The sequence below is a fragment of the Gordonia alkanivorans NBRC 16433 genome (assembly GCF_000225505.1).
Classification (GTDB): Bacteria; Actinomycetota; Actinomycetes; order Mycobacteriales; family Mycobacteriaceae; genus Gordonia; species Gordonia alkanivorans.
Window position 1 is genome coordinate 1 of sequence record NZ_BACI01000036.1, and the last position, 2,854, is coordinate 2,854.

The following is a 2,854-nucleotide window of genomic DNA, read 5'->3' on the forward strand; positions in this document are numbered from 1 at the left end:
CACAACACAACCGCGTTTCCGGTCGCTGCCAGGAGGGTTTCGGCGGCGGCGAGCACGTCCATCAGCTCCGGTCGGGCCAGGCTGTAGAACACCTGCCGCCCCTGCGGGCGGCCTTCGACGAGCCCACAGTCCCGTAAGCACGCCACGTGCGCGGAGACCGTCGATTGCGCCAACCCCAGCTCCGCCATCAGATCCGCCACCCGGGCCTCGCCACCGTGCGCGAGGCGGGTTGCGATTGCCAGACGGGTCCCATCGGAGAGGCTGTGGAACAACGCCACCGCGGGATCGAGGTCCGCCCCAGTCGCCACCGAGCACTCATTCATCGTCATATGACGATGATAGCGGCATTGTGTGCTGTAATCGAATCATCACGAAGAAGTGGCAGCAGGCGCGGCCGGGCGAGATGGTGGGAGCTGTTGGTATGCCGTCGATGTCGACGATCGAGTCTCTGTTCTGCCGCAGCGCACCGTGGCAGGCGGCCACCGGCAGGTGGGTACTCCCGTGGGCGCTGCAAGGCATCCATCCCCGAGGCCGGGTCCTTGAAATCGGTGGCGGCGCCGGCGCGATGACCGAACAGATCCTCACCACCAACCCCGACGAACTCGTGGATGTGACCGTCACCGACTTCGACCCGGTCATGGTCGCCGCCGCCAGCGATCGGCTGCAGGGTTTCGGGGCCCGCGCTCACGCCCAGGTCGCCGACGCCACAGCCCTGCCGTTCGAGGACGGAAGCTTCGACACCGTCGTCTCGTTCATCATGTTGCACCACGTCATCGACTGGGAACGCGCACTCGCCGAGGCCGCCCGAGTGCTCGCGCCCGGCGGAATGCTGGTCGGCTACGACCTGCTCGGCAGCGCACCGGCGCGGCTGCTGCACAACCTCGAAGGGGCACCGCACCGGTTCATCCCCCGTGGCGAACTCCGCCTGCGCCTGACGTCTTTGCCTCTGACCGACATCACGGTCCGCGAGAACCCTGCGCTCGCCCGGTTCCGTGCCCGCCGTGCCGGTGACCGATGACCACGCCACCACTGCACGGGCATCACCATGGCCCTCCCTCGGACGAGCTCGCCGAGCTCGAGCAGCGTGACGTCGCGGTGGCGTTCGTCGACCTCGCCGGATACAGCGTGTTCACCGAGTTCTGCGGCGACCAGGAAGCCGCAGAACTGGCCATACGGTTGGCCTCTCAGACCTGGCAGGCAGGCTCTACGACCGGGCACGCGGCTGGTCAAGGCCATCGGCGATGCGGTGATGCTCACCGCCGACGCCCCCCAAGTGATCCTCGCCACGATCACCGCCCCCGCGGCCGCGGCCGCCGGTCAAGACGGATTCATCGCCCTACGCGCCGGGATCGATCCACTACGGCAGCGCAGTCGTCCGCGACGGAGACCTGTTCGGGCACGCGGTCAGCGTCGCCGCCCGCATCACCGCCCTCGCTGGCGCCGGCCACGCCGTGATCACCGATCCGATCTGCCCGCCACCAGCCGAGCTGGATTGCTCGCCATGCTCGCTGACCTGCTGAAAGACACCGGAGTTGGCCTGCCAAAAGGACACCCGGATAAGGCTCGCTCAGTTCGTGCCGTCGCCGTTCAACAGCAACCCGTCGTAGCGCTGAGAACGTTGCGTAGTGCTTCCAACGAGTCCGGTTGCGCTCGGTAGTAGACGTTCATGCCGCGGCGCTCGGGGGTGACCATGCCGGCTTTGCGGAGCTGCCCCAGGTGGTGACTGGTGGTGGCTTCGGTGAGGCCGACCGCGGTCGCGAGGTCGCAGGTGCAGGTCCCGTCACCGGTGTCGGTAAGCAGGATTGAGACGAGCTTGATCCGAACGGGATCGGCAAGCGCCTTGAGCCGCAACGCGATCTGCAGCGCGGTGTCGTCATCGAGCGGTGCCGCCGATACCGGTGCGCAGCAGATCGGGGCGCTGATGTCGACCATCGGCAAGGGCTTCGGCATGACCAGATCGTACGCCCCTACTTGACATATGTCGAAAAGGTGGGCACGCTGCAGAGTGACCGCAGTTCGATATATGTCTCACAGGTGAAGGTGATGGTCATGTCCCGTATGCAGTTGGCGCTCAACGTCGATGATCTCGATACCGCGATCGAGTTCTACTCCAAGCTGTTCAACACCACCCCGGCCAAACGCAAGCCGGGATACGCCAATTTCGCGGTCGTCGAGCCGCCGCTGAAACTGGTGCTGCTAGAGAACCCCGGCCAGGGCGGCACGATCAACCACCTCGGCGTCGAGGTCGAATCGAGCGAGAAGGTGCACGCCGAGATCGCCAGGCTGTCCGGGGAGGGCCTGTTCACGCAGGAGGAGATCAACTCCACCTGTTGTTTCGCAACCCAGGACAAGGTCTGGGTGACCGGCCCGGCGAACGAGAAGTGGGAGGTCTACACCGTGCTCGCCGACTCCGACACCTTCGGCACCAGCCCGAAACTGTTGGAACAGAACGCCGCCGCCGACGACGCCGAGCAGGGTTCGGTGTGCTGCGGTGGCAGCGCCGCCGAACCGGCCGAAGCGCGCACGGCCTGCTGCTGAGCCCGACGTTCAGCCCGCGCTCCCGCCTACCGCGCGATGCGGTCGGCGAGGGCGCGGATCCGCGCGGTGATGTCGTCGCGGATCAACCGCATCCGTTCGATGCCGTCGATGCCCCGTTCGGAGGGTTCGTCGGTGTTCCACACCTCGAGGGCGACGCCGTCGGGTGGGGTGACGTCGGCGGTGCCGACCACCACGACGAGATCTGCAGTTTGCATCAGTTCGTCGGTGAGTTGGCGCGGCTGATGTCCGTCCACGGTGGCGCCGACTTCGGCGAGCACCTGGGCGGACAGGTCGTTGACCTGGCCGCCGATCTTCG

General features: G+C 66.7%; 5 protein-coding genes. 2 read left to right on the top strand and 3 right to left on the bottom strand.

What is annotated here, in order from left to right; genetic code table 11:
• Positions 1-329: ArsR/SmtB family transcription factor (locus tag GOALK_RS05445; RefSeq protein ID WP_040004019.1), on the bottom strand; the 329-nt coding region annotated here is incomplete at its 3' end.
• A 92-nt stretch (positions 330-421) separates the two neighbouring features.
• Here GOALK_RS05445 and GOALK_RS05450 point away from each other — a divergent pair.
• A complete protein-coding gene (locus tag GOALK_RS05450; RefSeq protein WP_005193680.1) occupies positions 422-1,018 on the top strand; it encodes a class I SAM-dependent methyltransferase in 597 nt (198 codons plus the stop codon).
• A 569-nt stretch (positions 1,019-1,587) separates the two neighbouring features.
• On the opposite strand, the gene GOALK_RS05455 is transcribed toward GOALK_RS05450, so the two are convergent.
• Positions 1,588-1,950 (bottom strand): Rv2640c family ArsR-like transcriptional regulator, encoded by a 363-nt coding sequence (locus GOALK_RS05455; protein WP_005193682.1) that lies wholly within the window; start codon positions 1,948-1,950, stop codon positions 1,588-1,590.
• A gap of 99 nt (positions 1,951-2,049) precedes the next feature.
• Between GOALK_RS05455 and GOALK_RS05460 the strand changes: the two genes are divergently transcribed.
• The gene (locus GOALK_RS05460; protein WP_174351863.1) at positions 2,050-2,538 is read left to right on the top strand and encodes an ArsI/CadI family heavy metal resistance metalloenzyme; all 489 of its coding nucleotides are present in this window, start codon (positions 2,050-2,052) and stop codon (positions 2,536-2,538) included.
• 26 nt (positions 2,539-2,564) lie between these two features.
• Here GOALK_RS05460 and GOALK_RS05465 read toward each other — a convergent pair.
• Positions 2,565-2,854, bottom strand: a 290-nt coding sequence (locus tag GOALK_RS05465) for an arsenate-mycothiol transferase ArsC (RefSeq protein ID WP_040004020.1), incomplete at its 5' end; no start/stop codon positions are given.

What these genes read in the sequence shown, in the direction of transcription:
- GOALK_RS05450 (WP_005193680.1), top strand. Translation starts at nt 422, where the DNA reads ATGCCGTCGATGTCGACGATCGAGTCTCTGTTCTGCCGCAGCGCACCG.
- GOALK_RS05455 (WP_005193682.1), bottom strand. Translation starts at nt 1,950, where the DNA reads ATGCCGAAGCCCTTGCCGATGGTCGACATCAGCGCCCCGATCTGCTGC.
- GOALK_RS05460 (WP_174351863.1), top strand. Translation starts at nt 2,050, where the DNA reads ATGTCCCGTATGCAGTTGGCGCTCAACGTCGATGATCTCGATACCGCG.